Genomic DNA, 25,073 nt, shown 5'->3' with positions numbered 1-25,073 from the left:
CGGCCGCTCAGTGGCCGACGCCGTGGATCAGCCGAGCCGGATCACATTCCACGACAGCGGCTCGAGAGCCGCCTTGAGCGTGCCGTCCTCAAGAGTCGTGCCCGTACCCGCGTGCGGCGCGACGCGCTCCGGCTCGGCAAGCGTGTTGCGGGCGTCCGGGTCGGCGTCGGCGAGCACCGAGTGTTCGACGACCTCACCCAGCTCCACGCCATGGAGGGCCACTTCGAGTGGCAGGGACTCCGTCTGACTGCGGTTGACCGCGAAGACGGTGACCGTGCCGTCCTCCGCGCGGACCGCCGTCGCGTGCAGCAGGTCCGTGGTGCCGTGGCGCCGCGTGTCGTACGTCGGACCGGACACGCGGACGTCGAGGACCTCGCCCCTCCCGTACCTGGCGGCCTGGGCGAACGGGAAGAACGTCGTCTGGCGCCAGGCCGCGCCGCCGGGCTCGGTCATGATCGGGGCGATGACGTTGACCAGCTGGGCGAGGCAGGCGACCGTGACTCGGTCGGCGTGACGCAGCAGTGCGATGAGGAGCGAGCCGAAGACGACCGCGTCCGTCACCGAGTAGACGTCCTCCAGGAGGCGCGGTGCCTCCGGCCAGTCGAGCGCGGAGACCTCGGCGTCCGTGCGCGACATGTACCAGACGTTCCACTCGTCGAAGGAGAGGTTGATCTTCTTCGACGACTTGAGGCGCGCGCCCACGTGGTCACAGGTGGCGACGACGTTCTCGATGAACGACTCCATGTCGACCGCCGACGCCAGGAAGGAGTCGCGGTCGCCGTCGTGCTCCTCGTAGTACGCGTGGAGCGAGATGTAGTCGACCAGCTCGTAGGTCTCCTGGAGGACCGTCGCCTCCCATTGCGCGAACGTGTCCATCGACCGGCCCGAGCTCCCGCAGGCGACCAGCTCCACGCTCTTGTCCATCTGGCGCATCGCCCGGGCCGTCTCGGCGGCGAGGCGCCCGTACTCCTCGGCCGTCTTGTGGCCGGTCTGCCAGGGGCCGTCCATCTCGTTGCCCAGGCACCACAGGCGGATACCGAAGGGGTCCTTGTCGCCGTGCTCGACGCGCAGGTCCGAAAGGGCCGTGCCGGACGGGTGGTTGGCGTACTCCTGGAGCTCTATCGCCTCGGCCACGCCGCGCGTGCCGAGGTTCACCGCCATCATCGGCTCGGCCTGCGGGCCGACCTTCTTCAGGAACGCGATGTACTCGGACAGGCCGAAGCGGTTCGACTCCGTCGTGCGCCAGGCCAGGTCGAGGCGGCGCGGGCGCTCCTCGGCGGGGCCGACCGAGTCCTCCCACTTGTAGCCGGAGACGAAATTGCCACCGGGATAGCGGATGGCGGTGACGCCGAGCTCGCGGACCAGTCCCAGGACGTCCTGGCGCAGGCCCGCCTCATCGGCGGTGGGGTGGTCCGGCTCGAAGATGCCGGTGTAGACACAGCGGCCCAGGTGCTCCACGAAGGAGCCGAAGAGCCGGGGGGCGACCGTGCCGACGGTGAAGGCGGGGTCGAGGGCGAAGCGTGCGGTGCGGGTCATGTCTCCCTCAGGGTTCGGGATTACGTACATTGATCGAGTCAGCGGACGCTCGGCCGGCCGTCCTTGCCCCAGCTCAGCTCATTGAGGCCGAGCCCACGTACCGGCCTGACGTGAGTTTGATGACGGTCGGGTCGTGGATGATCTGCCGGCCGGTGATCGCCTGCGGTTCCGGGGAGGCGGCGTCGGCCTGCGCCATGGTGGGGAGCAGGGCGAGGAGGGCTCCGGCCGCCAGGGGTCTGCCCGCTGTGCGCACGGTCACTGTCCCGCCAGTCCCGTGTGGGCCACGCCCGCCACGATCTGCCGCTGGAAGAAGACGAAGACGACGATCAGCGGAAGGCCTGCCATGAGGCCGCCGGCCATCAGCTGGGCCCACTGGATGCCGTACGAGTTCATGACGGTCGCGATGCCGTTCGGCATGGTCATCAGGTCGGGGTTGTTGGTGACCATGTACGGCCACAGGAAGTTGTTCCACGACGCGATGAAGGTGAAGATGCCCACCGCCGCGAGCGAGGGCCGGGCGAGCGGCACGACGATGGTGAAGAAGACCCGCCAGCGTCCGGCGCCGTCGATGAACGCGGCCTCCTCCAGCTCCCTCGGGATGCCCTGGAAGAACTTGTAGAGGATGTAGACCATCGCGGCCGGCGCGCACTGCGGCAGGATCATGCCCCAGTACGTGTCGACCATCCCCATCTGCTGGACGGTGGTGAACAGGGGGACGCCGAGGACGGCGGGCGAGACCATCAGGCCCGCCATCACCACGCCCATCAGGACGGACTTGCCCTTGAACTCGGTGCGGGCGAAGCCGTATCCGGCGAGCGCGCTCACGAGCAGCACCACGGCGGTCACACACACCGAGACGACGAGCGAGTTCACGAACCAGTCGGTGATGTTGCCGGTGTCGAAGAGGGCCTTCCACGCCTGGCCCGTCCACTCCTTCGGCAGCCAGTGCGTCGGCACCTCGACGGCCTCGGTCTCCGACTTGAGGGAGGTGAAAAGGGCCCAGGCGAGCGGCGCAAGGAAGACGGCGGAGACGGCGGCACCGATGAGGGTGAGCACGATCTGGCTCGGCGACCAGGAGGTGCGCGTACGGGACTTGATGCGTATCTGCGCGGCGTCGGTGGTCATCGGCCGCCCTCCTCACGGTTGCGCAGCAGCCACATCCGCGCGAGGGCGACGGCCGCGATGATCACGAAGAAGATGATGGAGATGGCGGAGGCGTAGCCCACGCGGTAGCTGGTGAAGCCCTCTTCGAGGGTGTACTGCACGAAGGTGCGGGTCGATCCCTCGGGGCCCGGGGTGAAGTCCATCATCGTGACGGCCTGGTCGAAGACCTGGAGCGAGGCGAGGATCTGGAGCGCGATCACGAGACCCGTGATGTTGCGCAGCATGGGCAGGGTGATGTGGACCATGCGGTGCCAGGCGTTCGCGCCGTCCAGCTTGGCGGCCTCGTAGAGGTGCGCGGGGATGCCCTGGAGCGCGGCGAGGTAGAGCAGGAAGCTGAAGCCGACCGTCCACCACAGGGTGGTGATGACGACGGCGAGCATCGCGTACGACTTGTCGGTCAGCCACGGCGTCTCGAGGCCGAAGACGTAATTGACCATCCCGGTACCGGGGTTGAACAGCCACTGCCACAGGTTGCCCGCGACGGTCGACGGCAGCAGGAACGGCATGAAGAAGCACAGCCGCCACAGCCACTTCCCGCGCTCGATGTGGTGGGCGAGCATCGCGAGGAGGAAGGCGAGGACCGTGATGCACGGCACGACGAGCAGCGTGAAGTAGGCGCTGTGGCCGAGCGAGTCCCACATCAGCTGGTCGTGCAGGGCCTCGCGGTAGTTGTCGAGGCCGATGAAGCCCGCGCCGTCGCCGGAGATGTTGGCGTCCGTGAAGCTGAGGTAGACGCCGCGCAGCAGCGGCCAGATCACGAAGAGCGCGAACAGGACCAGGAACGGGGCGACGAACCAGCCCCCGTGCTGGAAGCCCTGCTTGCGGCGGGCCGTGGCGCTGTCGGCGGCGGTTCTCGCGCGGGTGGGCGCGAGGACGGTCTGTGGGCTGGTCGTCGTCATGCGACCGCACCTCCCTGCGCTGCGGTCTTGCCGTCCATGGGGTTTTTCGAGGCGAGCAGCTCGGTGAGCATGCCCTTCATGCGGTGGGCGGCGGCCTCCGGCTTGGCGGAGCCCAGCATCGAGGACACGACGATCGGGCCGACACGCTGGGCAAGGATGCCGGTGGAGCCCGCGAACCACACCTTCGGCTCGGTCGCCTGGTGATCCATCGCGGAGACGTACTCGTTCTGCGGGCTGAGCTTCTTGTACGCGGCCGTGGACAGCGTCGGCGTGTACGCGGGGATGTGTCCGCCGGCCGCCCACTGCCGGGCGTGTTTGACGACGTACGCGGCGAGCTGGTGGGCGCCCTCGTTCGCGGCGCCACCACGCTCCGCCTGGTGCGGCAGCACGAAGGAGTGCGACTCGGCGTGCGTGGCCTGCTTGCCGAAGACGGGCGGCAGCGGGGTCGCGCCGTACTCGACCTTCGCCCCGGAGAACACCGGCACCGACCAGTTGCCCTCCCAGCAGAACGGGGAGCCGTTGATGAACTGTTCGGCGCCGGCGCCGCCCGCGAAGCCCGGGTTGGAGTACCCGTCGGTGATGTGCCGGCGCATGAACTCCAGGACCTGGGTGGCCTTGTCGGTGTCGAAGGTGACCTCGGTGTTGCCGGCGTTGAACCAGGTGCCGCCGAGCTGGGTGTAGAAGGCGACGAAGAACCACCACTGGAAGTTCTGGTCGTTGGCCCACAGGCCGATGGTCTGCAGCCCCTTCTTCGTGGCCTTCTTCGCCTTCTTGAGCACGTCGAACCACTCGTCGGTGGACGTGACCGGCACGATCCGCCCGTCGTCGCCGAGCAGGCCGGCCTTCTTGAGTACGTCCTTGCGGTAGAAGCAGAGCTGGACGTGGATGTCGAGCGGGAGGGCGTAGAGCTTGCCGTCGATGACGGCGCGCTTCCACAGTGCCGGGTTGAAGTCGGCCTCCTTCACGCCGTATTTGGCGAGCAGGCCGACGTCCCAGGGGTCGAGGAGGCGGCCGGGCGAGAACCCGGTGACGCGGCCCAGGTGCATCACGCCGAGGTCCGGTGCGCGGTTGCCCGCAGCGGCCATGGCGAGCTTGGTGTAGAAGGGGCTGCCCCACTGGAGCGTGGAGTCCTTCACGTCGATGTCCGGGTGCTCCTTACGGAAGGAGTCCAGCATCGCGATCATGTTGTAGCCGTCGCCGCCGCTGAAGAGGTTCCAGTAGCGCACGCGCGTGCTCGCGCTGGAGGCGAGCGCGTCGGCGCCCGTGCCCAGTGCCGCAAAGCCGAAGCTGCCCGCCACCGTCAACCCGCCGAGTCCGGCCAGGAGTTGCCTGCGGTTCAGGCCAGGTCGTCCCATTCCCTGCCCTTACTGTTCGATATACCGAATGGTGCTCGTAACTTCGAACGGGACCGTAGGTTCGGGACGCGGCGGCGTCAATGGGTTGCGCAACAGAAAGGTGCGGGACCCCCACCGGCGTGGGGGTCCCGCACTCTTCGGGGTACTCGCCCGGGCTCAGCCCCCGAACGCGGGTTGGGCCAGACCGCGGCCCATGTCACGCAGGACGAGCAGCGAACCGGCGTACGGGGACGGGGCGTCGAGGCCGACGCGCGCCGACGTGACGTACAGGTCGGTGAGGTCCGCGCCGCCGAAGGCGCAGGCCGTGGGGCGCTTCACAGGGAGCTCCACGATGCGGTCGAGCGCTCCGGACGGGGTGTAGCGGCGCAGCGCCGAGCCGTCCCAGAGGGCGACCCACACACAGCCCTCGGCGTCGACGGTGAGCCCGTCGGGGTGACCCGCCCCCTCCTCGACGACCGCGAACTGCCGTCGGCCCACGACCCGTTGTCCGTCCACATCGAAAACATCGATGCGCCGCGTCGGGGTGTCGACGTAGTACATGAGCGTGCCGTCGGGGCTCCAGCCGGTGCCGTTGCTGACCGTGACGTCGCCGAGGATCTCGGTGGTGGTCCCGTCGGGCGCGATCCGCAGGAGATTGCCGCCGCCCGGCGTCTCGTCGTACGCCATGCTGCCCGCCCAGAGCGAGCCGTCGGGCGCGACGGCGGCGTCGTTGCCGCGCCGGCCCGGCACGGGGTCCCGGTGCAGCCAGCGGAAGTCCTTGCCCCCGGGCCCGTACAGGCCGATGCCGTCACGGAGGTTGACGACGAGTCCCGCGCCGCCGGCCCGCGGTTTGGCGGCGCCCACGTGCTGCTCGGTGACCATGACCGTGCGGCGGCCCGTCGCGGGTTCGTAACCGTGGACCCGGCTGCCGAGGATGTCGACCCAGATCAGCCGGCCGGCCTCCGCGTCCCAGGTGGGCCCCTCCCCGAGCGTGGCCTCCGCACGGACGGCCACCTCCGGCCTCATCGGCCGGCCCCCCGGTACCCGAGCCGCTCCGACAGGTCGGCGGCGCCCTTCACGGCGAGCTGCGCCAGTTCGTCCTCGCGCGACTCGCTCCAGCGGATCATCGGCACCGACACCGAGAGAGCGGCGACGACCCGTCCGGAGCGGTCGCGCACGGGGGCGGCGACGCAGCTGACGTCCGGATTGGACTCGCGGCTCTCGACGGCGACACCGCGCTCGCGGATGCCTGCGAGGGCCTCACGCAGGGCGGCCGGATCGGTGATGCTGTTCTCCGTCATCGCCATCAGCTCGGCGCCGTCGGGGACGCGGGCCGCCAGCTCGGGCTGCGGCAGGGAGGCGAGGAGCATCTTGCCGACGGAGGTGCAGTGCGCGGGCAGCCGGCGCCCCGCGGCGGAGACCATCCGCACGGCGTGGGTGCTGTCGACCTTCGCGATGTAGATGACGTCGGTGCCTTCGAGGATCGCCACGTGCACGGTCTCGTCGCAGGTCTCGGCGACCTCGCGGGCCACCTGCTGCCCCTCGGCGGCGAGGTCGAGCTGCTCCGCGTACCGGCTGCCGAGCTGGTAGGGGCGCACGCCGAGGCGGTAGCGGCCCGGCTCGCCCGGCACCGTCACGATGTAGGAGCGGGCGGCCAGCGTCGTGACCAGCTCGTGCACGGTGGTGCGCGGCAGCTGGAGCTTGCGGACGATGTCCGGGGCGGACAGGGTGCCGTCCCCGTCCAGGAACAGCTCGAGTATGTCGAGAGCCCGGGTCACGGCGGGTACGAGACGCCCCACGGCCGGCCCCCTCTCTATGTTCGAAATTTCAACAGTCGGTCGGTATCGCGAACGTAGGCTACTCACAGCCGCATTGAGGGGGCAATGGGCCGGGGCAGCCCCGGCCGCCGGTTCGCGGCCTTGTGACGGCGCCGCTTGGTGATCAACCCCGAAGGCCCGGGCACCTGGGCCCGGTGTCGGACCCTGGGCGGTCGACCGGGAGGAGCGGCGGCCCTCCGGCAGCAGGAGGGCCGCCGGACCGGTCACGGACCGCCGGGCAGATCCCTCAGCCTCCGTGCCCGCAACACCAGTTCCAGCTCGAAGCGGCGGTCCGGGTCGTCGATCTCGTCGCCCCACAGCTCGCGGATCTGGCGCAGCCGGTAGCGGACGGTCTGCGGGTGGACACCGAGCCGGGCGGCCACCTCGGGTGCGCCGCCGCGCGTCTCCAGCCAGGCGAGGAGGGTGTCGGCCAGGCGGCGGGCGTGAGTGGGGCCGCAGTGGGCGAGGGGGGCGAGCGCGCGGCGCGACAGGTCGTCGATGAGCTCCTCGGGCTGCAGGAGCACGAGGGCCTGGGTGTGTTCGGTGCAGTGGAGCACCTCGCCCGCCGGGAGCAGCCCGCGCTCCACGAGCCGGACAGCCGCCTCGGCCCAGCGCAGGGACTTCGCCGCGTCCGGCAGCGGCACCGGCGGGCCGATCGCGCCCGACCAGCCGGCCATGGCGCGGCGCAGGAGTTCGGGGCGGCCCGCCGCGTCGGGGTCGGGCACGACCATGCGGGGCTGCTCGGTCTCCATGTCGAGGAGCACGCCCTGCCCGACGGCGGGCGCGACCGCCTCGCGCGCGGGGCGCAGGAGGACTCCGACGGAGACCCGGCCGGGCAGGGGCCAGCCGATCCGGGAGGCCCGTTCGGCGAGGGCCCGTGCGGGGTCGGGCGGGGCGGCGCCGCCGCGTTCGCCGTGGTCCGGGTGTTCGCTCGGCTCGGTGAGGAGCAGGTCGATGAGTTTGCGCTGGAGGCGCAGGCGTTCGCCCGCCTGCCGGGCGGCGGCCTCGGCGTAGCCGCGTACGGACTGGTCGACGAGTCCGTCGAGGTACTCGAACCCCGACTCGGCGAGTTCGTACATGGCGGGCGGCGGGATGAGGGCCCGCTGGCCGAGTTCGGCGAGGCGGCGCCAGGCCAGGCGGACGCCGAGCCGGTACATGGCCTGGAGGGAGTCGAGGCTGCGGCCGTGCAGGCTCTGGCCGCGGCCGAACTCCTGGAAGACGGCCGGGTGGGAGCGCGGCCGGTCCTCCGCGTCGGCGAGCTGGAGCTGCACGAAGCCCTCGATGGCTCTGCGGATGCCGACGAGGGCCATGGGCTCGCCGGACTCGTCGAGCACGAGGGGTAAGTGGGGGTATTCGCGGCGGATCTCCCGCAGGATGTCCTCCGCGAGGGCGGGCGCCTCGGCCATGGCGAGCCCGGCGAACCGTTTCACCTGGAGTCGTGGCACATCGCGCCAGGCCGAGCGCTCGGGCCGCACGGCACGGTGGGTCGCGGGGCCGACGGACGGAACGGGGGGCACCCCTCAACGCTCCCGGCCGGGCATCTCGTAGGTCACGAGCGGCACGTTCGGCTGGTCCGGGGTGGCGTTCAGGAGGGCGACGACGCCCAAGGAGGCGCCGAGGGCGAGCACGGCGCCTGCCGCGACGGTCAGGGCGGCGGCGAGCAGTCGGTTCATCGCAGGGTCAGCCTCTCGTTCGGAGGTCGAATCCCCATCCCGTGCGCAGTCCCCTGCCAGGCCCCGTTCCGGCAAGTGCCCAGTGTCGGCAATGCATTGACACTCCGTCAAGGGTGCGCCTACGGTTCCCGGCCCAAAGCCGCGTTGCGCCCGCACCAGACCTCCCTCCCCCACCCCAGGAGTGCCGGATGCGTCGTACAGCTTCACCTTTCTCCCTGCTCGCACTGGGTCTCGGCGCGTTCCTGCTCGCCCTGGCCCCGCTGCTCGCGTGGTACGTCGAGCCGCGCGCCGAACGCACCCCCGTCGGCGTCGACACGACGACCGTGTTCACCGGAACCGGAAGCTATTTCGACACCGGCGCGGTGAAGACCGTGCACGGCAGGAGGATCACCGTCACGCGCCAGGTGCGCGGTGATGTGGCCGCGTCCGAGAAGAGCGGCCGGGCGGTGTGGGACGTGTCCACGTCCGTCGACACCGACGCGTCGCTGCCCGCGGCCGACCCGCACGACGCGCTCCAGTGGACCCTGGAGCGCTGGGTCACCGACCGCAGGACCAACGCACCCGTGCACTGCTGCGGCGAGCAGCCGTCCTTCGAGGGCGAGGCCTACCTCAAATTCCCCTTCGACGTGCACAAGCGTGCCTACCGCTGGTGGGACAACACGCTCGGCGCGACGGTCACGCTCTCCTACCGGGGCACGAAGAAGGTCCAGGGCTACGAGGGCTACCGCTTCACCGGCACGGTCCCCGCCACGAAGACCGGCTCGCGTCTGGTGCCCGGGACGCTCGTGGGACAGCCGAAGCGGAATCAGGTGCTGGCCGAGGAGTGGTACGCGAACCACGGCATCGAGCTGGTCGTGGACCAGAGGACGGGCCGGATCGTCTACGCGGCGATCGGCCCGCGCAAGACGCTGCGCGCCCCCGGTTCGGCGAAGGACGCGGTGGTGCTTCTGGACAGCGAGCGCATCGCGTTCACCGGGGCCACGCAGCGCCAACAGGTCGCTCTCGCCGACGACGACAGCGGCCGGCTCCACCTCCTCGGCACGACGCTCCCGCTCACGACCGGCACGGCCGGCCTGGCGCTCGCGGCACTGGGTGCCGTGTTCGTCGTACGGGGCGGGGGCGGGCGGGGTGGTACGGACCGGAGGGGGCGGTCGAATCCCGATTCGTCCCCAACAGTACTGGAACCCTCCACGATGTGATGAGACGTCAGCTCCGGAAAGCTGAGAATTTGTCACCTCGGTGAGTAGCCGCATCGAACAGCTCGGCGAAAACTGTCCCACCCCACCCCCCGCACAGTTCCGGCACGGCCCCCGCACAGCCCCGGCACAGCTCCTCCGTAACCGCCGCCCCGGCACCCCGTTCCGCAGCCTGAGCCAGCCTCGTGAAGGCATCCCCAACGGCATCCGTACAGGCATTCCTGAAACGCCCCGCGCACGTCCCCCCACACAGTTCCGCACCCCGAGACGAGTTGGAGCACCCATGCCCCAGCACGTGCCCACCCCCCTGCGCACGCCCCACCCGGGCGACGCGCGTCCCCACCCGGCGCTTCCCCCACCGCCGCGCCGGATCGTCTTCCTCGCCCACCGCGACCTCGGCAATCCCGCCGCGGGCGGCTCCGAACTCCTCGTCGACCGGCTGGCCGACGGGCTGACCCGCCTGGGACACGAGGTGACGCTCCTGTGCGGCGGACCCGCCGCGTTCCGCGACTACCGAGTCGTGTCGGCGGGCGGCGACCTCGGCCACTATCTGCGGGCGCGCTCCGCCTTCGCCCGCCAGGTCGGCGACTGCGACCTGCTCGTGGAGGTGTGCAACGGCATGCCGTACCTGGCACCGCTCTGGCACCGCGACCCGACGCTGCGCCTGGTCAACCACGTCCACACCGATCTGTGGCGCATGCGCTTCGGCGGGCCGCTCGCGCCGGCCGCGCGGCTCGGGCGGAGACTGGAGCACTGGGCGCTGTCCGGCGCCGAGCGCCGCGGTCTGCTGGTGGCCGTCTCGCCGTCGACGGCGGCCGCGCTGCGGGCGCTCGGCGTCGAACGGGAGCGCATCCGCGTCGTCCACAACGGGGTCGAGGAGCCGGGCCCACGCGCGGACCGCTCCCGTGAGCCGCTCTTCCTCGCGATGGGCCGGCTCGTCGAGTACAAGCGGATCGATCTGCTGCTGCGGCTGTGGGAGCGGGTGCGGCCGGTCACCGGCGGCCGGCTCCTGATCGTCGGCGACGGGCCCGAGCGGGAACGGCTCCGGCAACTCGCGGGCCCCGACGTCGAGTTCAGGGGCCATGTCTCCGAGGCCGAGAAGAACCGGCTGCTGTGCGAGGCATGGCTGCTGCTGCACCCCTCCGCCGTGGAGGGATGGGGCCTGGTCGTCACGGAGGCCGCCGTGCGCGGGACCCCGGCGATCGGCTTCGACGTGCCGGGCCTGCGCGACTCGGTGGAGGACGGCGTCACGGGTCTCCTCGCGCGCGGCGAGTCGTCGTTCGCGGCGGCCTGGTGCGCGCTGGCCCTGTCGGGACAGCGGCGGAGGCTGATGGGCAAGGCCGCCGAGGAACGCGCCGCGGCCTTCCGCTGGGCGCACACGGTGCGGCAGTTCAGAGCCGTGGCCGCCGAGGCGGTGAGGAGCCCCGCGCCATGACGCACTCGACACGGACGTCCCCGCCCGACCCGTCGCTGCGCCGCTCGCTCGCCCTGTTCCGCGCGTTCCTTCGCGAACAGCAGGACCCCGAGACCTGCTACTCCCTGCTGGCCCGCGACGCCGCCGACCAGGTCGAGGCGGTCTGCGGCGACGTACGCGGAAAAGTCGTCGTCGATGTGGGCGGCGGGTCCGGCTACTTCACGCGGGAGTTCCGGCGGCGCGGCGCTCACGGCTTCCTCTTCGAGCCCGACGCAAGGGAACTGAGCGAGCGGCCGTCCGCTCCCGCGGTCGTCGCGGACGGCTATCTGCTGCCGCTCGCGGAGGGCGCGGCCGACGTCACGTTCTCCTCGAACGTCCTGGAACACGTGGATGACCCGCAGACATTTCTCAGCGAGCTGGTCCGCGTGACGCGGCCCGGCGGGATCGTCTATCTCTCGTTCACCAACTGGCTCTCCCCGTGGGGCGGTCACGAGTGGGCGCCCTGGCACTACCTGGGCGCCGACCGGGCCCGCGCCCGCTACCAGCGGCGCACGGGCAGGCCGCCCAAGCACACGCTCGGCGAGAACCTCTTCGCGCATCACATCGGCCCGACGCTGCGCCAGGTCAGGGCCCGTGACGACATCACCGTCGTCTCCGCGCGCTCCCGCTACTGGCCGTTCCTCGCGGCGACCGTCGCGAAGGTGCCGGGGGTGCGCGAGTTCGCCACCTGGAACCTCCTCCTCATCCTCCGGCGGTGTTCTCCATGACGAGCACGGTCCAGGCGCCGCCCCCGGCAGCGGCCCGCCCCGCCCACTCCCGGCCGGGACACGGACGGGCGCCGCGCTCGCGGCGCTGGCTGCTGGCCTTCTGGGCCACGGTGTTCGTGCTGTTCGTGGCGGTGTCGCCCGGGCGCATGACGTTCGACACGAAGCTGGGCGTCACGCTCGACCCGTGGAAGTTCCTCACGGACCTGGGCGACCTGTGGCACGACTGGGCGGGCTTCGGCGGGATCTTCGACCAGTACGTGGGCTACTCGTTCCCGATGCTGCCCTACTACGGGCTGGCGCGCCTGACGCATCTGCCGGTGTGGCTGGCGGAGCGGCTGTGGCTGTCGGTCATCGTGACCGTGGCGTTCTGGGGCGCCCTGCGTCTCGCGGAACGCCTGAAGACCGGCAGCCCGCGCACCCGGCTGCTCGGCGCGGTGGCGTACGCGCTGTGGCCGGCGTTCACGATCGTCGTCGGCTCGACGTCGGCCGCCGCACTGCCGGGCGCGTTCCTTCCGTGGGTGCTGCTGCCGCTCACGAACGACCGCACGAGCGCACGCGTCGCGGCGACGCGCTCGGCGCTCCTCATCCCGTTCATGGGCGGGGTGAACGCGGCGGCCACGCTCGCCTCCCTCCTCCCGGTGGGCCTCTACCTCCTGTCCCGCCCGCCGGGCCCGCGCCGCCGCAAGCTGATCGCGTGGTGGACCCCGTCGGTGATCCTCGCGACGGCCTGGTGGATCCTGCCGCTCCTCCTCCTGGGCGTCTACGGCGAGAACTTCCTCCCGTACGTGGAGACTTCGCAGACCACGACGGGCACCATGTCGGCCGCCGAGTCCCTGCGCGGCGCCGGGAACTGGGTGGCGTATCTGCACTTCGGCGAGGCCTGGCTGCCAGCCGGATGGACGGTCGCGACGGCGGCCGTGACCGTCGTCGGCTCGGCGCTCGCGGCCGCCATCGGGTTCGCGGGGCTCGCCCGCCGCGATCTGCCCGAACGCCGCTGGCTCGTCCTGACGGTCCTCACGGTCGCGCTGATCACGCTCGCGGGCTACGGCGGTGCGCTCGGCGCGCCTTTCCACTCCACGGTGCAGTCCTGGCTGAACGGGGGCCTGGTCCCGTTCCGCAACATCTACAAGTTCCAGACCGGCCTGGGGCTCGCCCTCGCCCTCGGGCTGATGCATGTGACGGCGGTCGCGGCCGAGCCGCGCGGCGCCCGCCCCCTGCGCCACCGCCGGCACGCGCCCCTCGTGGCGGCGGTGCTCATCCTGCCGGGACTCGCCTGGCCCTACCTCAACGGCTCGATCCTGCAACCGGGTTCGTTCCGCTCCCTGCCCGCGTACTGGGACACGACCGCGCACTGGCTGAAGAAGAACTCGCCCGACTCGCGCGCCCTCGTCGTGCCCGCCACCGCGCACGGCATCTACACCTGGGGCTCCCCCATCGACCAGCCCCTCGACGTCCTCGCCGACTCGCGCTGGGCGCAGCGCGACTACGTCCCGTTCGGCACACCCGGCAACCGCCGCGCCCTCGACGCCGTCGAACAGGCCCTGACCACGGGAGGTGCAGTCCCGGGACTCCAGGACTACTTGGGCAGGGCGGGCCTGCACTACGTCGTCGTCCGCAACGACCTCGACCCCGACCAGCTGGGCTACGTACCGACCGCGACCGTCGCGCGCACCCTGGAGGAGTCCGGGTACCGGCGCGTCACCGGGTTCGGGACCGTCACGACCGGCGGGCGCATCGCCGAGGGCACCCCGCTCCAGGTCGAGGGGCTCTATCCGCGCCGACGCGCGGTGGAGATCTACGCGCCCGGCTCCGCGCGGCGCCCCGGGCAGGCTGCCCTGCTGCCGGTGTCCGGCACGGCGGAGGTCAGCGGCGGCCCCGAGGCGCTCCTGCCGCTGTCCGCCGACCCCGGGATGCGCGGCCGGCCCACCGTCCTGGCCGGCGACAACCACCCGGGCATCGGCACACCCGCGCTGCGCACGGCCGGTGACGGGCTCCGCCGCGCGGACACCCGCTTCGGTCTGGTCGGCTCCAACACTTCGTACACGTACACGCCGACCGAGCGGAACTCCCCGGGCAGCACGCAGGACCCGGGGGCGAGACCGCGGCAGATCCTGCCGAGCGAGGGGATCCGCCATCAGACGACCGCCGTGCTGCGCGGCGCCGCGCAGGTCACGGCGTCGTCGAGCGGGAACTGGCTGTTCCACCTGCCGCAGTACGACCCGGTGAACGCGTTCGACGGGGACCCGGACACGGCGTGGGCGGAGGGCACACCGGGCACACCCGACGGGCAGTGGCTGCGGATCGCGTTCTCCGCGAAGACACCCGTGCCCGGCACGCTTCACGTGACTCCCCTGCCTCAGGAGGGGGTCCGGGCCGCGCCGACCCGGATCCGCGTACAGACGGAGACCGGCTCTGTCACCTCGACCCTTCAGGCGAACGGCAAGCGCCAGGCCGTCAAGGCGCCCGAGGGAGACAGCAGCTGGCTGCGGATCACGATCCTGGACGCGCAGACCGGGCGCACGGGGCTCGCGGGCGCGGGCTTCTCCGACGTCGGCATCCCCGGAGTCCGGGTGACCCGGCTGCTGCGACTTCCCCAGGACTCCACGGACGCACAGCAGTTCAGCTTCCACACGACCACCGAGGAGCCTGACCTGGGGCGCCGGTTCACGACCGCCGAAGGCGGCACGTACACCCTCAGGGCGAGCGCGCGGCCCGCTCCGGGCGACGCGTTCGACAAGCTCCTCTACGACGTGGCGCCCGGTCAGCGCCGCCGCATCACGGCCACCGCGGACTCCACGTCCGCGCTCGGCGGCGATCTGTCGGCGCGCAATCTCACGGACGGCGACCTGACCACGGCATGGATCGCGGGCGACCGGCCCACCATCCATCTGCGCTGGCCGGACAAGCAGCCGGTGGGAGAGGTCGTGCTCGCCGCCGCGGGCGGCCTCTCCACCCGGCCCGAGAAGATCGAGATCAGCTCGCCGGACGGGGCGGCGGTGGCGGGCGTCGACGAGAACGGCGTGGCCCGCTTCGACCCGATCACCACGGACCGACTGGACATCACCGTCACCGCGACGGCCCCCCTCACCGTCCACAACCCGGTGGCGGACGCCGATCTGCAACTGCCGGTGGGGCTGACGGAGGCGTACCTCCCGGCGCTCGACGGGTACCGCACCCCGCAGCCCTCCCCGACCCGCACGTTCAGCCTGTCCTGCGGCAAGGGACCCGAGGTCACCGTCGACGGGACGCGGTACGCGACGCGTGCGCGGGGATCGGTCAGGGACCTGGTGGAGCGCCGCCCGATCACCGTCACCCTGTGCGGAAAGGCCCCCGCGTCGCTCGATCTCCCGGCCGGCACCCACACCCTGGAGACACCACGGGACAAGGGCCCCCTCCGTCTCACCGACGCCACCCTCACTCGCACCGACGCGCCCTCCACCACCCCGCCCGCCGGCCGCGCTCTGCGTGTCCGCGACTGGCTCGGCGACCGCAAGGAGGTGACCGTCGGCTCCGGCCCCGCCACCTACCTGACGACGTACGAGAACGTGAACGACGGCTGGAAGGCGACCCTCGACGGGAAGGAACTGACGCCGTTGCGCCTGGACGGCTGGCAGCAGGGCTTCCTCGTTCCCCAGGGCGCGGGCGGCACCGTGAAGCTGAGCTACGAGCCGGCGCGGACGTACGAGGCGGGGCTGTCCGGCGGGGCCGCGGGCGTGCTCGCACTCGCCGGGATCACCCTGTTCCGGCGGCGCGCGACGACCACAGACGTGACGCCGCCCGCCCCGCCGCCCGGGCTGCTGCTCGGCACGGTGGCGCTCACCCTCGTCGGCGCGGTGATCGCCGGCCCGCTCGCGCTGCTCGTCCCGGCGCTCGCGCTCGTGGCGTGGCGGCGGCACGCACTCCTCGTCCCGATCGCGTTCCTGGCGATGGCGGGCGCGGGCGTCGCCGCCGCGGCGGGGGCCGGGGAGCCGTCCCGGTCGTCCGCCGGCGCGTTCGGCCCGGTGGCCCAACTCCTGGCGCTGGTCGCCCTGTTCGCCGCGCTGGCGACCACCCGCAGGCTGCCGGACACCGCGGCCGGCCCGTCGCAGGAAGGCGAAGCATGAGCGTTCCGGCCCCGCCCGCGCCGCGGCGCGTCCCGTTCCCCGTGGTCGACGAGGTCGCCCGGCACTGTCTCCAGGACGAGGAGCCGGAGACCGTCCACATCGAGGTCCACCTGCCGGGCGCTCCGGACCCCGTACGCCTGAGGGCCGCGTTCGCCGAGGCGCTGCGCCGCCATCCGCGCATCCTGATGCGGGAGGCCGCGGGGCCCTGGTACCGGCGGCGCTACGAGTGGGAGCTGACCCGTGGCCCCGATGTGGACGTGGTCGCCTTCCCGCCGCCGGGGCCGGACGCGCTCAAGGACGCGAGGGCGCGGGCGTTGACGCACGCCCCGCCGCTGACCGCGTCGCCGCCGATCCGTCTGGAGGTCGTGCGGGAGCGGGAGGACGGCGCCGCGGTCCTCTTCCTCACCATCAACCACACCGCACTGGACGGCCCGGCCTGTCTGCGCGTTCTCGCGACGGCGGCCGAGATCTACGGGGGTCACGACGACGCCCCCGGCACGCCCGCGCCGCACCGGGCGCCGCCCGGGGCGCCGGGGCCCGCCCTGCGCGGGCCCTCGCCGTGGACCCCGCCCGCCCGCGTCGCCCCCGGCACCCCCGATCCCTCGTCGCCCCTCGCGCCCGGCAACGGCCTCCTCGTCGCGGACCTGCCCGTGCCGCACCGGCCCGCCGGCGCCCCGTACACCGTCAACGACCAGCTCATGGCCGCCACCGCCCTGATGATCACGCACTGGAACAGGGAGCACGGCGCGCGCCCGCGCCCCCTGCGCATCACGATGCCGGTGGACGACCGGCCCCGCGGCGCGGACATGCCGATCGGCAACGGCACACGGCTCGTCGACGTCACCTTCGAACCACAGGAGCTGGCGCCCACGGGCATCCCGCTCCTGCTGCACCGCACCTCGGTCCGCACCCGCGCGCTCAAGGCCCTCGACCGGCCCCAGCTCGGCCACGGCGCCGCCCTCCTCACCGCCCCGCTCGCCCCGGTCGCCTGGCGCGCCGCGGTCACGCGCGGGCTGCGCAGGGCCGCCGCGCCCTGGACGTCGACCACGCTGCTCAGCAACATCGGCCGCGTCCCCTACCCGCTCGACTTCGGTGACGCGGGCCGCGCCCGCGCCGTCTGGTTCTCGGCCCCCGCGCGCATGCCGCGCGGCCTGACCGTGACGACCGCGTCCACGGCGGGCCGGCTGCACCTCGCGCTGCGCTGGTCGCGCGCCCTGCTCGGACCGGACGACGGCGAGCGTCTCCTCGACCTGTTCGAGCACTACCTGCACGCGACGCAGGAGGCGACACCATGACCACCACGTCCGCCCCGCCGGGGCTGCGGGACTTCTACGAGGACCCGGCGACCCCGGTCGCCTCCGGCGAACAGCGCTCCCACCGCCAGGCCCGCGCGCTCGCCACCGCGCTCGGCAGGCCCGCGCCCTTCCCCGCCACGGTCGTCGACATCGGCTGCGGCGACGGGCAGGCCGCGGCCACCGCGGCGCCGCTCCTCGCGGGCCACCGCATCGTCGGCGTCGACTGGTCGCAGGACGCCCTCAAGCGGGCCAGAGCCCGGATCCCGGACGTGGTGCGCGGTGAACTCACCGCGAGCGGGCTGCCGTTCGCGGCGGGCTCCGCCGACGCCGTCCTGTTCAGCGAGGTGATCGAGCACCTCGTCGACCCCGATGCCGCGCTCGACGAGATCCGCCGGGTCCTGCGCCCCGGCGGCCATCTCATGCTGTCCACGCCGAACCTCGCCGCCTGGTACAACCGCGCCCTGCTCCTCGCCGGTGTGCAGCCCGTCTTCTCCGAGGTCAGCCTGCGCGCGGTGCACGGCCGCCCGGGCAGCGAGGTCGTGGGCCATCTGCGGCTGTACACGGCCCGCGCGCTGCGCTCGTTCGTGGCAGCGGCGGGCTTCGACGTCGTACGGGTCACGGGCGCGCCCTTCCACGGAGTGCCGCGCCCGCTGCGCCCCCTGGACCGGCTCGCCTGCGCGGCGCCGTCCCTCGCGTCGATCCTCCTGCTGCACGCCAGGAAGACGTGAGCGGGATGACCGCCATGTGGTGGGGCGTCGGCGCGGCGCTCCTCGCGAACGTCCTCTACAGCACCGGGTTCGTCCTGGAGAAACGGGCGCTCGCCGCGCTGCCGCAGCTCAGCGTGCGCCGCCCGGCCCGCCTGGTGCGCCTCGTCGTCGGCAGTCCCCTCTGGCTCGGCGGCTCCCTGGCCCTGGCAGCCGGTTTCGGGGCTCAGCTCGCCGTCTACAGAACGCTTCCCATCGCCGCCGCGCAGGCCGTCTTCGTCTCCGGCCTCGTCCTCCTGCTGCTCCTGTCCTCGGCGCTCCTCGGGGAGCGGACGACGGGCCGGGAGCGGTACGCGATCGGGGCGATCCTCGCCGCGCTCCTCATGGTCGTCCTGTCACTGCGCCAGGGCAGCGACACGGTCGGCAAGGGCGCACCCGCCGCGCTGATCCTCGGGGTGTGCGTGCCGACGCTCGCGGCGGGGCTGCTCCTGTACGGCCTCGCCGAGCGCAGGACGCGCCGCCGGCACCGCCTCCCGACGGCCGGCGTCGCGTACGGGGTCGCGGTGGGCCTGCTCTACGGCGTGAGCTCGCTGGCCATCAAGGGGGTCGCCGGGTATCTGACCACGGACCGGCTCGGCACCGCCGTGCTGCACCTGCTGACCTCGCCCTACCCCTATCTCCTGCTGTGCACGGGCGGGTTCGGGCTCGTCATGTCGCAGGCGGCGCTCCAGCGGTGCCGCGCCTCGCTGATCGTGCCGGTGTGCTCGACGGTGACGTGCCTGTTCACGGCCGTGCTCGGCACGCTCGCGTTCGGTGAGTCACTGCCGCGCGAACCGGTGCCGCTCGCGCTGCGCCTGACCGGCACGCTCCTCGCCGTGTCCGTACTGCTCCTCATGCCGAAGCACGACGACCCGCCGCCCCGAACACCCTCGCCCGCCAAGGAGTTGACCGACCGTGAAGCCCGATGACCCGCTGCTGAGGATCCTGGCCTGCCCGCTCGACAAGGGGCCGCTGCACCTCCTCCCACCCGATGACGACGCCCTTCTGCCGGGTGAGGCGCTCTACAACCCCCGGCTGCGGCGCCGCTACCCGATCGTCGACGGCATCCCCCAGCTCCTGCCCTCGTCGGGCGAGCAGGTCCCGGAGGACGAGCACGAGCGGCTGCTCGATCGGATGTCGCCCTGACGGCGCGGCCGCCGTGCGCGACCATGGACCGTATGGCAGCGCGACGCACGCCCGCCCCCACCGGCGAGCCCTTCACGGTCACCGACTTCCAGCTGGTCCTGCTGCGCCGCATGGCCGACCACAACCCGGACCTCGTGGAGGACGCGCGCCGGCAACTCGGCGCGACGGTGGCACAGATGCGGGAGGCGAACCGTCGCTACCAGGCCAGGCGCCATGTGAGAGGCCCGCTCGCCACACGGTCCCTGTACCGCTCGCTCCTCGGCGCCCCCGAGCACACCGTCACCCGGCGCATCGGCGACCTGACGTGCGAGTCCCTGCAATGGAGCGTGCCGCTCTGGCCCGGTCTGCTCTTCGAGGCGCTGGCCGGTCCGAACGGCGCGGTGTGGAACGAGTGGCTGGTGCGGGCCCCCGGCGCACCCGCGCCCGCGCTCCGCACCCTCGACGTCCTCGTGCCCTGGTCCTGCACCGTGGACGAGGTGTCACAGGCGTTCCCTCCGGCCCGCCCGCTGGAGGGCTCGGCGCCCACGCGCTGGGGTCTCGCCTTCACGGCGCCTGACACGGAGGGGACGCTTCGGGAGGTCAAAGCGGAGTTCACCTACGGACTGCTCCAGCGCTGGACCCTCACCGGCTGACGCCGGCCGGTCAGCAGCCCCATTGCGGGGGTCTTTGCAGGGGGCCTTACGGGTGTCCTTGCGGGCGTCCTTGCCGGGGCCGGCTACTCGCCCTCGTCCGGGTCCCAGTCCAGGAGCCGTACCTTCGCCACCGTCCGTACGTGGCGGCGCATCGCCGCCGCGGCCTGTGCCGGCCGGCTCGTCTCGATCGCTTCGAGGATCGCCCGGTGCTGGGCGAGGGAGCGGGCCGGGCGGCGCGGCTGGCGCAGGGACTCGGTGCGTGACTCGGTGACCTGGTCGGCGATGGTCCGCATGAACTCGGCGAGAAGCGCGCTGTGGGCGGCCACGGTGACGGCCGCGTGGAAGAGCCGGTCGCCCTCGACGCCGTGCCCGCCGTCCTCGATGTCGGCCGCCATGCGGTCGAGCGCCGCGTGCAGGGCCGCGAGGTCCTCGTCGGTGCGGCGTTCGGCGGCCAGCTCGGCGAGCTTGGTCTCCAGCGCCTCGCGCGCCTCCAGGACGTCGGGCAGCCGGCGTCTGCGCTCCACCATGTGCTCGACGGGCTCCGCGTCGAGGCTGTCGCGCATGAGGTACGTGCCGCCGCCGTGCCGGGCCTCCACCAGGCCCTGGACCTCCAGGACGGTGATGGCCTGCTTCACGGAGGCGCGGCTCACGCCGAGGCGGGCGGCCAGGTCGCGCTCTGGCGGGAGTCGGTCACCGGCGCGCAGGCCGCCCTCGGCGACGTAGGCGCGCAGCCGGTCGAGGACCTGCTCGTACAGGCGCGGCCTGGCCGTCATCGGCCGCAGTGCGTCGGTCATGGGGCCCTCCTCCCTGGGGTTCCGCAGCGTAACAGCGGTCCCGACAAATGGCCCAGTGGCTGAACCAATCTTTCGGCACGTCCTTGACGTACGGGCGACGCCACCCCCACATTGGTTCAGCCACTTGGCCACTGCCGTCACTGTCGACCGCCGCTAGGAGCGCCACCCGTGTCCCTGCTCTTCCCCGCCCTGGCCCACGACCCCGACCGCCCCGCCCTGCGCTTCGGCGACCGCTCCCTCACCTACGGGGAGCTGGCCTCGGCGGCCGGCGCCCTGGCCGCGCGCCTCGACGGCGCGAGCCGGGCCGCCGTGTGGGCGACGCCCACCCTGGAAACCGCCGTCGGCGTTGTCGCGGCGCTGCTCGCGGGCGTGCCCGCCGTACCGCTCAACCCGAAGTCGGGCGGCGGCGAGCTGGCGCACATCGTGGCCGACAGCGCCCCGGACGTCGCGCTCGCCGCACCGGGGACCGAACTCCCGGACGCGCTCGGCGACCTGAGGTTCGTCGGCATCGATGTGGACGCGTCGGGTCCGGCCCTCGAACGGCCCGAGCCGGACGCCTCGGCGCCCGCGTTCGTCGTCTACACCTCCGGCACCACGGGCCCGCCCAAGGGCGCGGTCCTGCCGCGCCGCGCGGTCACCTCGACCCTGGACGCGCTCCAGGACGCCTGGGAGTGGACCGGCGACGACGTCCTCGTGCACGGCCTGCCGCTGTTCCATGTGCACGGCCTCATCCTGGGCATCCTCGGCCCGCTGCGCCGCGGTGGATCGGTGCGCCACCTGGGCCGGTTCAGCACGGAGGGCGTGGCGCGCGAACTCGGCAGCGGGGCGACCATGCTGTTCGGGGTGCCGACGATGTACCACCGCATCGCCGAGGCGCTGCCCGCCGAGCCGGAGCTGGCGAAGGCCCTTTCGGGGGCGCGGCTCCTGGTGTCCGGTTCCGCGGCGCTGCCCGTGCACGACCACGAGCGGATCGCCGCCGCGGCGGGCCGCCGCGTCATCGAGCGGTACGGGATGACCGAGACCCTGATGAACACGAGCGTGCGCGCGGACGGCGAGGCACGGGCGGGCACGGTCGGCGTGCCGCTGCCGGGAGTCTCGGTGCGGCTCGTGGAGGACGACGGCGTCACGGAGATCCCGGCCGGCGACCCGGAGGCGGTCGGCGAGATCCAGGTCAGGGGCCCCAACCTCTTCACGGAGTACCTGAACCGGCCCGACGCGACGGCCGGCGCGTTCGCCGAGGGCGGCTGGTTCCGCACCGGCGACATGGCGGTCCGCGACCCGGACGGCTATGTCCGCATCGTGGGCCGCAAGGCCACCGACCTCATCAAGAGCGGCGGCTACAAGATCGGCGCGGGCGAGATCGAGAACGCGCTGCTCGAACACCCCGGGGTGAGCGAGGCCGCCGTCACCGGCGAGCCCGACGACGACCTCGGCGAGCGCATCGTGGCCTGGATCGTCCCGGCCGACGCCGAACAGCCCCCGGCCGCCGACGAGCTGGCCTCCCATGTCGCCGACCGGCTCGCCCCGCACAAGCGCCCGCGCGTGGTGCGCTACCTGGAGGCGATGCCGCGCAACGACATGGGCAAGATCATGAAGCGGGCGCTGCCCCGTGGCTGACGCCGTGCGGCTCTCCGCCCGCGAGGCGCTCGCCGCCGTCACCGACCCCGGCACCTTCACCGAGCTGCCCGCCCCCGACGGCACGTACGCGCCCGACGGGCCGCTCTCCTGGGAGGGCTACGACGCGGCGCGGGCCCGGGCCACCGCCCGCACCGGCGAGGCCGAGTCCGTGGTGTGCGGGACGGCGTCGGTCGGCGGGACCAGGGCCGTAGTGGTCTCCTTCGAGTTCGGTTTCCTCGGGGGCTCGCTCGGGGAGCGCACCGGCGACCGCATAGCGGCCGCGTACGCCTTCGCCCGCGCACACCGGCTCCCCGTCGTGCCGCTGGTCGCGACGGGCGGCAGCCGGATGCAGGAGGGCATGCGGGCGCTGGTCCAGCTCCAGCGCGTGGCACGGCAGTCGGCGCTCACGCGGGAGGCCGGGCTTGCGCAGGTGGCGGTCCTGCGCGACCCGACGACGGGCGGCGGCTGGGCGACGCTCGGCGCGGGCGCCGATGTGATCCTGGCGCTCGACTCGGCGCAGGTGGGCTTCGCGGGCTCGCGGGTCAGACCCGCGGACGCGGACCCGGCGGCGTACTCGGCACGCGGCCAGTTCGCCGCGGGCGCGGTCGACGCGGTGGTGCGCCCCGACGACCTGCCGGGGACCCTCGCCGGGTGGCTGCGCCTGCTCACGCGCCCGTCCGACGACCCCGCCCCGGTCCCGTACGCCCTCGGCCGCGGCGACCTGCCCGCCACGGGCCGCGACGCGGTGCGCCGCGCCCGCGCCCCCGAACGGCCACGCGCCGACGCGTACTTGGACGCGTACTTCACGTCGCGTGTCACGGTCCGCGGCGACCGCTGCGGCGGCACCGACGACGGTGTGCTGTGCGGGTTCGGGGAGAGCGCGCGGGACGGCAGGACGGTCGCGTACGCCGCACAGCTGGGTACGGCGACACGGCCGGCCGGCTACCGGACGGCGGCGCGACTGGTGCGCCTGGCCGGGCGGCTCGGTGTGCCCGTGCTGACTCTGGTGGACACGCCGGGTGCGGCCAACGACGCGGAGGCGGAGCGGTCGGGGGCGGGCGCCGCCATCGCGGACCTGTTCACGGCGCTCGCCGCGTCGCCGGTCCCGGTCACCACGCTGGTCGTGGGCGAGGGCGGCTCGGGCGGGGCACTCGCCCTGGCGGCGCCGGAGAACACCTGGGCGACGCCGGACAGCTACTTCTCCGTGATCGCGCCCGAACTCGCCACCGCGATCCTCAAGCGCGACCCGGACGAGACGGACGCGACGGCCGACCAACTCCAGCTCAGGCCGCAGGACCTGGTGGAGCTCGGCGTGGTGCGCGGGATCGCGGGGACGGCTTCGTGAGCGACCCGTCAAGTGGCCCTTTGAGCGGGCCTCTTGAGCGACCCCTGCGACCTCGCGATGTCTCGAAAATACGAACAGGGGAGCAGTTGTTCCCTTGAACAGGTGATCGTTCCGCCAGGAATTGCCTGAGGCGTCGGTGACCAACGATGCTTACGGTGCGCAAGCAACGGGCTGCAGACCGTGATTGCCAACCCGGCCCATGTCCCATGCGTGGCCGGGGAGTTGGTCCCACACAGGCAACACCGCTAGGAGAACGCGCCACCATGAACCTGATCACCGACATCCTCGCCGGCCTCGTCCACTTCGTCGGCTGGCTCGTCTGACGCCGACCCGCACAGGTCACACGGAGTCGACACGGCGGCGCCGTCTCCCCCGGTCCCACGGGGAGGCGGCGCCGCCGCGCGTCACGCTCCGCAGACCTCGGCCGCGTCCGTGAGGGCACGCAGCCGCGGAAGGATCTCACCGGCGACGCGGGCCGGCTCGCCGGGGGACGGACAGCCGTGGAGGACGAACTCGTCGATGCCGAGCCGCCGGTAGGCGAACAGCCGCCGCGCCACCTCGTCGTACGTACCGACGACCGCGTCCTGCGCCGGCCCGCTCCGGCCGTCGTCCAGGATCCGGTCCGCCGCGTCCCGCGCCTCGGACGCCTCGCTTCGGCCCACCAGGCGCAGGCGGAGCCCGTACCGCAGCCGCGGATTCCTGTCCCGCGAGCGGGCGACGCGCTCCGCGACGACAGCGGGCGGCGCGCTCCTCACCAGCCGCACATCGGCCCGCCGGGCCGCGATGCCGTCGGCGTCCGGGGACTCGCCCCCGAAGTAGAGCGGCACCGGATGCTCGACGGCCGGGTCGCTCAACCGGGCGCCCTCGACCTGCACATGCTCCCCCTGGAAGTCGATGCGCCGCCCGTCGAGCAGGTCGCGCACGACGGCCATCACCTCGTCGGTGCGCCCGTAGCGCTGGTCGTGGGTCAGCCCGGCGCCGTGCGCGCCGACATCGAGCCTCAGGCGGCCGCCCGCGAACCGGCGGAAGGCGTCGGCCTGTTGGGCGATGACGGTGGGGCCCGCGCTCCCTGCGGGCAGGGCGACGAGGAAGCCGATCCGCTCGGTGAGACGACAGAGTCCGGACGCGAGCGCCCACGGGTCGGGGCCGCCGGCCGGGATCGCGAGCGAGTCGAACCCGGCGCGCTCCGCGGCCAGGGCCGTGGGAGCCAGCGAGTCGATGTCGGCCGGCCGGCGGGCCGGCAGGTACCAGTGCAGCAGAGGATGGTTCTCGGGCATGACGACACCTCGGGAATCGCGCGGGGCGTGGACTACTGCGGCATCGAACCGGCCTTCAGGACACGGGACGCGGGCGGGCCGGGCGAGGGGACGCCTCCCGGGCGCGGCCTCAGGAAAGGGCGTCGGCGCCGGGCGCGGCCGGACAGAGCATCGTCGACACACGCAGAAGATCCACGTGGCGGCGCGAGACGAGTACCGGAGCCATGCCCGCATCCTGCCCGCGGCCACCGCGCGCCCACAAGGGCGTTCCCGCATCGCGGACAATGCGTATCACGGAGTGGACGCCTGGACCGGCTGAGACGCTCGCGAAGGCCCGGTGCG

The 25,073-nt window shown here is 73.0% G+C and carries 23 protein-coding genes; 11 read left to right on the top strand and 12 right to left on the bottom strand.

Features of this window, described 5'->3' with window-relative positions:
- Positions 1-27: 27 nt before the first annotated feature.
- From arfA to ACZ67T_RS04055, 9 genes are all read right to left on the bottom strand, one after another.
- The gene (gene arfA, locus ACZ67T_RS04095) at positions 28-1,536 is read right to left on the bottom strand and encodes an arabinosylfuranosidase ArfA (protein ID WP_469981453.1); all 1,509 of its coding nucleotides are present in this window, start codon (positions 1,534-1,536) and stop codon (positions 28-30) included.
- 73 nt (positions 1,537-1,609) lie between these two features.
- Positions 1,610-1,795 (bottom strand): hypothetical protein, encoded by a 186-nt coding sequence (locus tag ACZ67T_RS04090; RefSeq protein ID WP_469981452.1) that lies wholly within the window; start codon positions 1,793-1,795, stop codon positions 1,610-1,612.
- The gene (locus ACZ67T_RS04085; protein ID WP_469981451.1) at positions 1,792-2,661 is read right to left on the bottom strand and encodes a carbohydrate ABC transporter permease; all 870 of its coding nucleotides are present in this window, start codon (positions 2,659-2,661) and stop codon (positions 1,792-1,794) included. The genes ACZ67T_RS04090 and ACZ67T_RS04085 overlap by 4 nt, the downstream gene beginning before the upstream one ends.
- Positions 2,658-3,599 carry a carbohydrate ABC transporter permease gene (locus ACZ67T_RS04080; RefSeq protein ID WP_469981450.1) on the bottom strand — a complete coding sequence of 314 codons (942 nt, stop codon included), beginning with the start codon at positions 3,597-3,599 and terminating at the stop codon, positions 2,658-2,660. The genes ACZ67T_RS04085 and ACZ67T_RS04080 overlap by 4 nt, the downstream gene beginning before the upstream one ends.
- Positions 3,596-4,954, bottom strand: coding sequence for an extracellular solute-binding protein (locus ACZ67T_RS04075; RefSeq protein WP_469981449.1), 1,359 nt, complete (start codon positions 4,952-4,954; stop codon positions 3,596-3,598). The genes ACZ67T_RS04080 and ACZ67T_RS04075 overlap by 4 nt, the downstream gene beginning before the upstream one ends.
- Positions 4,955-5,110: 156 nt before the next feature.
- Positions 5,111-5,959 (bottom strand): SMP-30/gluconolactonase/LRE family protein, encoded by an 849-nt coding sequence (locus ACZ67T_RS04070; protein ID WP_469981448.1) that lies wholly within the window; start codon positions 5,957-5,959, stop codon positions 5,111-5,113.
- Positions 5,956-6,732, bottom strand: coding sequence for an IclR family transcriptional regulator (locus tag ACZ67T_RS04065; RefSeq protein WP_469981447.1), 777 nt, complete (start codon positions 6,730-6,732; stop codon positions 5,956-5,958). The genes ACZ67T_RS04070 and ACZ67T_RS04065 overlap by 4 nt, the downstream gene beginning before the upstream one ends.
- A 242-nt stretch (positions 6,733-6,974) precedes the next feature.
- Entirely contained in the window at positions 6,975-8,267 is a 1,293-nt protein-coding gene (locus tag ACZ67T_RS04060; RefSeq protein WP_469981446.1) for a PucR-like N-terminal domain-containing protein, read from the bottom strand.
- A gap of 3 nt (positions 8,268-8,270) precedes the next feature.
- The gene (locus ACZ67T_RS04055; RefSeq protein WP_469981445.1) at positions 8,271-8,423 is read right to left on the bottom strand and encodes a hypothetical protein; all 153 of its coding nucleotides are present in this window, start codon (positions 8,421-8,423) and stop codon (positions 8,271-8,273) included.
- A 188-nt stretch (positions 8,424-8,611) separates the two neighbouring features.
- Between ACZ67T_RS04055 and pgfA the strand changes: the two genes are divergently transcribed.
- The 9 genes from pgfA to ACZ67T_RS04010 all read left to right on the top strand — a co-directional run bounded on the left by pgfA (position 8,612) and on the right by ACZ67T_RS04010 (position 19,719).
- Entirely contained in the window at positions 8,612-9,622 is a 1,011-nt protein-coding gene (gene pgfA / locus ACZ67T_RS04050; RefSeq protein ID WP_469981444.1) for a cell envelope lipid trafficking protein PgfA, read from the top strand.
- 280 nt (positions 9,623-9,902) lie between these two features.
- Positions 9,903-11,054, top strand: coding sequence for a glycosyltransferase family 4 protein (locus tag ACZ67T_RS04045; protein WP_469981443.1), 1,152 nt, complete (start codon positions 9,903-9,905; stop codon positions 11,052-11,054).
- The gene (locus ACZ67T_RS04040) at positions 11,051-11,800 is read left to right on the top strand and encodes a class I SAM-dependent methyltransferase (RefSeq protein ID WP_469981442.1); all 750 of its coding nucleotides are present in this window, start codon (positions 11,051-11,053) and stop codon (positions 11,798-11,800) included. Before ACZ67T_RS04045 ends, ACZ67T_RS04040 begins: the two co-directional genes overlap by 4 nt.
- Positions 11,797-15,903, top strand: coding sequence for an alpha-(1->3)-arabinofuranosyltransferase domain-containing protein (locus tag ACZ67T_RS04035; RefSeq protein WP_469981441.1), 4,107 nt, complete (start codon positions 11,797-11,799; stop codon positions 15,901-15,903). Before ACZ67T_RS04040 ends, ACZ67T_RS04035 begins: the two co-directional genes overlap by 4 nt.
- The gene (locus ACZ67T_RS04030) at positions 15,900-17,198 is read left to right on the top strand and encodes a condensation protein (RefSeq protein WP_469981440.1); all 1,299 of its coding nucleotides are present in this window, start codon (positions 15,900-15,902) and stop codon (positions 17,196-17,198) included. Before ACZ67T_RS04035 ends, ACZ67T_RS04030 begins: the two co-directional genes overlap by 4 nt.
- Positions 17,195-17,926 (top strand): class I SAM-dependent methyltransferase, encoded by a 732-nt coding sequence (locus ACZ67T_RS04025; RefSeq protein WP_469981439.1) that lies wholly within the window; start codon positions 17,195-17,197, stop codon positions 17,924-17,926. The genes ACZ67T_RS04030 and ACZ67T_RS04025 overlap by 4 nt, the downstream gene beginning before the upstream one ends.
- 14 nt (positions 17,927-17,940) lie before the next feature.
- Entirely contained in the window at positions 17,941-18,870 is a 930-nt protein-coding gene (locus tag ACZ67T_RS04020) for a hypothetical protein (RefSeq protein WP_469982240.1), read from the top strand.
- Positions 18,857-19,087, top strand: a complete 231-nt coding sequence (locus ACZ67T_RS04015; RefSeq protein ID WP_469981438.1) for a Trm112 family protein — start codon at positions 18,857-18,859, stop codon at positions 19,085-19,087. Before ACZ67T_RS04020 ends, ACZ67T_RS04015 begins: the two co-directional genes overlap by 14 nt.
- Before the next feature lie 23 nt (positions 19,088-19,110).
- Positions 19,111-19,719 carry a hypothetical protein gene (locus tag ACZ67T_RS04010; RefSeq protein ID WP_469981437.1) on the top strand — a complete coding sequence of 203 codons (609 nt, stop codon included), beginning with the start codon at positions 19,111-19,113 and terminating at the stop codon, positions 19,717-19,719.
- A gap of 83 nt (positions 19,720-19,802) precedes the next feature.
- On the opposite strand, the gene ACZ67T_RS04005 is transcribed toward ACZ67T_RS04010, so the two are convergent.
- A complete protein-coding gene (locus ACZ67T_RS04005; protein ID WP_469981436.1) occupies positions 19,803-20,513 on the bottom strand; it encodes a FadR/GntR family transcriptional regulator in 711 nt (236 codons plus the stop codon).
- Positions 20,514-20,681: 168 nt separating this feature from the next.
- Here ACZ67T_RS04005 and ACZ67T_RS04000 point away from each other — a divergent pair, with 168 nt between their 5' ends.
- A complete protein-coding gene (locus tag ACZ67T_RS04000) occupies positions 20,682-22,130 on the top strand; it encodes an acyl-CoA synthetase (RefSeq protein WP_469981435.1) in 1,449 nt (482 codons plus the stop codon).
- Positions 22,123-23,475 carry a carboxyl transferase domain-containing protein gene (locus ACZ67T_RS03995; RefSeq protein WP_469981434.1) on the top strand — a complete coding sequence of 451 codons (1,353 nt, stop codon included), beginning with the start codon at positions 22,123-22,125 and terminating at the stop codon, positions 23,473-23,475. Before ACZ67T_RS04000 ends, ACZ67T_RS03995 begins: the two co-directional genes overlap by 8 nt.
- Positions 23,476-23,879: 404 nt before the next feature.
- Here the strand turns inward: ACZ67T_RS03995 and ACZ67T_RS03990 are convergent, their stop codons facing one another.
- Together ACZ67T_RS03990 and ACZ67T_RS03985 are read right to left on the bottom strand one after the other, a co-directional pair.
- The gene (locus ACZ67T_RS03990) at positions 23,880-24,752 is read right to left on the bottom strand and encodes an LLM class flavin-dependent oxidoreductase (protein WP_469981433.1); all 873 of its coding nucleotides are present in this window, start codon (positions 24,750-24,752) and stop codon (positions 23,880-23,882) included.
- 109 nt (positions 24,753-24,861) lie between these two features.
- A complete protein-coding gene (locus ACZ67T_RS03985; protein WP_469981432.1) occupies positions 24,862-24,957 on the bottom strand; it encodes a putative leader peptide in 96 nt (31 codons plus the stop codon).
- Between the last annotated feature and the right edge of the window lie 116 nt (positions 24,958-25,073).

It is taken from the genome of Streptomyces sp. NPDC107517, from assembly GCF_055582645.1.
This window is presented reverse-complemented; position numbering and strand designations above follow the sequence as displayed.

What these genes read in the sequence shown, in the direction of transcription:
- arfA (WP_469981453.1), bottom strand. Translation starts at nt 1,536, where the DNA reads ATGACCCGCACCGCACGCTTCGCCCTCGACCCCGCCTTCACCGTCGGC.
- ACZ67T_RS04085 (WP_469981451.1), bottom strand. Translation starts at nt 2,661, where the DNA reads ATGACCACCGACGCCGCGCAGATACGCATCAAGTCCCGTACGCGCACC.
- ACZ67T_RS04080 (WP_469981450.1), bottom strand. Translation starts at nt 3,599, where the DNA reads ATGACGACGACCAGCCCACAGACCGTCCTCGCGCCCACCCGCGCGAGA.
- ACZ67T_RS04075 (WP_469981449.1), bottom strand. Translation starts at nt 4,954, where the DNA reads ATGGGACGACCTGGCCTGAACCGCAGGCAACTCCTGGCCGGACTCGGC.
- ACZ67T_RS04070 (WP_469981448.1), bottom strand. Translation starts at nt 5,959, where the DNA reads ATGAGGCCGGAGGTGGCCGTCCGTGCGGAGGCCACGCTCGGGGAGGGG.
- ACZ67T_RS04055 (WP_469981445.1), bottom strand. Translation starts at nt 8,423, where the DNA reads ATGAACCGACTGCTCGCCGCCGCCCTGACCGTCGCGGCAGGCGCCGTG.
- pgfA (WP_469981444.1), top strand. Translation starts at nt 8,612, where the DNA reads ATGCGTCGTACAGCTTCACCTTTCTCCCTGCTCGCACTGGGTCTCGGC.
- ACZ67T_RS04045 (WP_469981443.1), top strand. Translation starts at nt 9,903, where the DNA reads ATGCCCCAGCACGTGCCCACCCCCCTGCGCACGCCCCACCCGGGCGAC.
- ACZ67T_RS04040 (WP_469981442.1), top strand. Translation starts at nt 11,051, where the DNA reads ATGACGCACTCGACACGGACGTCCCCGCCCGACCCGTCGCTGCGCCGC.
- ACZ67T_RS04035 (WP_469981441.1), top strand. Translation starts at nt 11,797, where the DNA reads ATGACGAGCACGGTCCAGGCGCCGCCCCCGGCAGCGGCCCGCCCCGCC.
- ACZ67T_RS04030 (WP_469981440.1), top strand. Translation starts at nt 15,900, where the DNA reads ATGAGCGTTCCGGCCCCGCCCGCGCCGCGGCGCGTCCCGTTCCCCGTG.
- ACZ67T_RS04025 (WP_469981439.1), top strand. Translation starts at nt 17,195, where the DNA reads ATGACCACCACGTCCGCCCCGCCGGGGCTGCGGGACTTCTACGAGGAC.
- ACZ67T_RS04020 (WP_469982240.1), top strand. Translation starts at nt 17,941, where the DNA reads ATGTGGTGGGGCGTCGGCGCGGCGCTCCTCGCGAACGTCCTCTACAGC.
- ACZ67T_RS04010 (WP_469981437.1), top strand. Translation starts at nt 19,111, where the DNA reads ATGGACCGTATGGCAGCGCGACGCACGCCCGCCCCCACCGGCGAGCCC.
- ACZ67T_RS04005 (WP_469981436.1), bottom strand. Translation starts at nt 20,513, where the DNA reads ATGACCGACGCACTGCGGCCGATGACGGCCAGGCCGCGCCTGTACGAG.
- ACZ67T_RS03990 (WP_469981433.1), bottom strand. Translation starts at nt 24,752, where the DNA reads ATGCCCGAGAACCATCCTCTGCTGCACTGGTACCTGCCGGCCCGCCGG.
- ACZ67T_RS03985 (WP_469981432.1), bottom strand. Translation starts at nt 24,957, where the DNA reads ATGGCTCCGGTACTCGTCTCGCGCCGCCACGTGGATCTTCTGCGTGTG.